The 3,981-nt window shown below is 41.6% G+C and carries 4 protein-coding genes; 1 reads left to right on the plus strand and 3 read right to left on the minus strand.

The genetic code is table 11. From position 1 onward, the window contains the following. Positions 1-501: 501 nt before the first annotated feature. From Q0R37_RS15345 to Q0R37_RS15355, 3 genes are all read right to left on the minus strand, one after another. A complete protein-coding gene (locus Q0R37_RS15345; protein ID WP_022494081.1) occupies positions 502-1,098 on the minus strand; it encodes a Fic family protein in 597 nt (198 codons plus the stop codon). After that, positions 1,079-1,270: an antitoxin VbhA family protein gene (locus tag Q0R37_RS15350; protein WP_294755476.1), complete on the minus strand. Its 192-nt coding sequence runs from the start codon at positions 1,268-1,270 to the stop codon at positions 1,079-1,081. The genes Q0R37_RS15345 and Q0R37_RS15350 overlap by 20 nt, the downstream gene beginning before the upstream one ends. Positions 1,271-1,483: 213 nt before the next feature. Beyond that, positions 1,484-2,365, minus strand: coding sequence for a carbon-nitrogen hydrolase family protein (locus Q0R37_RS15355; RefSeq protein WP_294755477.1), 882 nt, complete (start codon positions 2,363-2,365; stop codon positions 1,484-1,486). Between the two features lie 433 nt (positions 2,366-2,798). On the opposite strand from Q0R37_RS15355, the gene Q0R37_RS15360 reads away from it, so the two are divergent. After that, on the plus strand, positions 2,799-3,981 hold a 1,183-nt coding region (locus Q0R37_RS15360; RefSeq protein ID WP_294755479.1), incomplete at its 3' end, for a carbohydrate-binding domain-containing protein.

Raw genomic sequence — 3,981 nt, forward strand, 5'->3', positions numbered from 1 at the left:
AATGTCCTAAAGAACTGATCAGGTTAAGTCACCTGATAAAGGGTGGGATCAGTGCAGCTGAATTCTTGGAAGAGTATAGTAACGGTAACATTCATTGAAAGCTTTTTGTTAATAAATATTTTTAAATAGAATCAGCTCCCGTAAAGGGAGCTGGCTTCTTTTCTTATCGTTATACTGTCTTTTAGTAGTGTGCATTACACCTGTTTTTTGTACACACGGGACAGCAAATTTTCATTTAAAACTGCTTTCTGTATGTAACAGAAAAGCCTGTATTTCGGTGTTTTCCTCGAAATACAGGCTTTTTAATTCTGGCGGACAGAAAGGGATTCGGGCCCTCGATACGCTATTAACGTATACACGAGTTCCAGCAGTTAGAACAGCTTTTCGGCTGTTTACTGCTGTTTTTGTTTATTTTAGTTTTATTGAGTGTTCTTTTCAGAGAACGAAAACAAACGAAAAACCCTTTGCCTGTTGTGATTGCTGTTGTCGTCGGCTACGTCGTCATGGCGACAGCACCAGTTCTCCGAACACACTTCTGAGAAGTGATTTATCTCCTTGTGCAGCTCTTATGGTAGCTATTGTCAGCAAGTCGCTGTCAGCATTGTTGAAGTCTATGTCTCTGCCTGTATTTCTCACAAGAAGTGTTACAAACAGCCTTAGTGTCCTTCCGTTGCCTTCTCGAAAAGGGTGCAGCATATTCAGTTCATGGTATAGGTCTGTCAACTCGTCAAGAAACTCATCATTTTTCATTTCTTTCAGAAACTTCTGTTTTTTCAGACGCTCAAACTTTAGTGTTCCTATGCGTTCTATGTCCGAAGCGTTGCAGAAAACAGTACCTTTTTTAGAGATGTTTATTTTTCTGACCGTTCCTGCCCAGTCGTAGAGATCGGAAAACATCTGTCTGTGAAGATTCTTGTAGTAGTCAAAGTCAACGTTCTCGAACCTCATTGTTTTTTCCAGTTTTACAGAACATGAAGTTACCAGCACAGATTCGGCTTCTGTCAGAAGTTCCTGTGTCCTTATGTCGAGCTTATTTACAAGAACGGTAGTGTCAGGGTAGCAGCTATCCTGACTTCCCTCAAGACTGTAGACTGCCATTGTTTCTTCCTCTTACGGATTGTTCTACTATTCTGACGAGTTCTTCATGAGTTATCTCGTTATCTGCGTACTGTCTTATTATTTCCAGTGCTTTCTGATCGAAATGGATTCCTTCCATTTCTGCGGAAGCAACCTGATTTTTTATGGCTTTTTCAGTTGTTACGTTCTGCATCGTCCTCAACTCCTTTACTGCTCTTATTTTACCCTATTCTGTATTCTTTGTCAACCTTTTTTGATGAAAACAAAAGGACAGCTTTTTACGTCCTTTTCTCATGTGGTCTTCGGTTTTGTCGGCTGGGCGACAACAAGCGTATTATTTTACTTATATGGCGGACAGAGAGGAATTCGAACCTTCATCACGTTCATAATTTCTCATATACAATTACTATTTCTTTTTATGTTCGTTCTCATAAGACTTGATACCTGCCACTGTATCAGGTTTGAGGATAAAGTGCTTGAACAGCCAGTTGCCGCGTAAAATATCCTCACCATAGAATTGTATCTCTTTATACATTTTCTTAGGCTGAATATCGACCTCTGCACCGATAGCATCGGTGATATCCGTATTTATCGGTACAGATTTTAGAGCATATATCCTGCTCATGCCATTCATTCTGAAACCATATTTTTTCATCATTGCGCCCATTTTGCCAGGCATATATTCAAGCTCACCTATACTGTTCACGTAGACAACAGGAACTCCGAATGCCTCAATATAAGCCATACAGCGCTTGTCATTTTCATTGCGTTCTTTATTTGGTTTATTCGGATCTGCAGGTGAACCATTCGGAAATAGTATCAGTGAAAGTTCGTCATTCCTGATGTTATCATAGAAGTGCTTGCGGCGTGAATCGTAGCATATACCCACACCAACATTTCCAAATGGAGTATGAATAATACTGCCGAAGTCCCCGCGCTTGAAAACTGCTGATTCGCCCTCAGACTTGGTAACAACACCACATACACCGTCAGGACCTGCGATCATATAGCGGTTATAGTAGTCGCCGTTCTCCTTGTCGAGATAGCCTGCTCCGATATAGGTATTGTATTTTTTGGCTATGCTTACAGTCCACTGGCTTGCGTCACGACCGCAATCATCTGCAAGTTTCCATATCTTCTGACTTGCCATATAACTGCATATGGCAAGCTCGGGCAGAACTACGATATCAGGCTTCGGAAGTTTCTCAATAAGCCCCTCGATATATGCTTTTCTGCGTTCTATACCTTTGATGTCGTTACCAAGCTCCAATGCAAATATACGTATCACTCCGTTGGAAGGTCAATAAAAGTGGGGGTATGCTTAGCCGCACGGACATATTTGAGCATACCATCACGGAGCAGGCGGACTGTTGATGTATTGATACCGGGATGTCCACAGATATATTCATCCTTCATCAGGTCTTTATCAATGATGAGCTGAATGTTGCTATCGGTATCGAATATGAGTTCAAGTGGTGTGATAATCACGTTAATGTGTTTATCTGAATAAAAGACGATGAGTCCTCATAGCTCGGCTGTGAGGACTTTTTTGCATAATTCAATACCATAAAACAATTTCACGTATCTCTCACAGATTGGAAGCAAAGATTCCACATTCATGCAGTATAATTCCACTTTCGTTCCATTATCTTCTCAAATATATGCGATATTATACAATCATAGAAACAAACACAACTCTCCCAGCGAAAGGAAGTATTATTATGAAAAAAACATATATTACATCAGCAATGATAATGGCATTAGCATTAGCTTCAATGACAGGATGCGGCGACCTATCTGTATCACAGAACACTTCATCAACTGCAAAGACAGCAACTTCTGTATCAGACACAAAAGAATCGGTCACAGCAGAAAAGTCAACTGAGTATTCTGTTGACGAAAGTGACGAAGCCATTGAAGTAAAACAGCTTTCAAACGAAACAGAGGAAACTACATACACTCAGCGGGACCTTGAACAGACCGCAGATACAAGTGAAGCACAGAATATAACAGTTGCCGATAATAAGACAATTGACATTACCGATGAGGGCGTGTATACTATAAGCGGCAGCGCTGAAAACTGCACTATCAGAATCAATGCAGAAGATTCCGCAAAGGTTCAGCTTGTACTCGACGGAGTAAATATCGATAATGAAGACTTTCCTGCTATATATGTTCTCTCAGCAGATAAGGTCTTCATAACCACTACCGACACTGATAATACACTTACAGTCAGCGGACAGTTCACAGCTGACGGCGAGAACAACACCGACGCAGTCATTTACTCAAAGGATGACCTTGTACTCAACGGTACGGGCACTCTCAATGTTACATCAAACTACGGCAACGGTATCACATCAAAGGACGATATGAAGATAACAGGCGGCACATATAATGTTACCTCTGCACTCGACGCTTTTGAAGCAAACGACTCTATCTCTGTTAACGACGGAACATTCAATGTCATCACAAACAAAGACGGCTTCCACTGCGAGAATGACGAAGCCGAGGGCACTATCACTATATCAGGCGGCACATTCACTATCAACGGCGAAAGTGACGGCATACAGGCTTGTGCAGTTCTTCAGATAGACGGCGGAACTCTTGATATCACCGCTCCAGAGGGACTTGAAGCTACATACATAGTCATCAACGAGGGCAATATCAATATCAATGCAAGTGATGACGGAATCAACGCTTCTGCAAGCTCAAACGCTTACGAAACAGCTATTTTATTCAACGGCGGAAATGTCAATGTAACTATGGGACAGGGCGATACAGACGCCATCGACTCAAACGGCTCGATATATGTTAACGGCGGAACTATTAACATCACAGCACAGATGTCCTCCTTCGACTATGACAGAACAGCTGAATTCAACGGCGGTACTATCATAGTCAATG

Origin of the sequence: uncultured Ruminococcus sp. (assembly GCF_946415235.1) — a bacterium.
In the GTDB taxonomy this organism is placed as follows: Bacteria; Bacillota; Clostridia; order Oscillospirales; family Ruminococcaceae; genus Ruminococcus.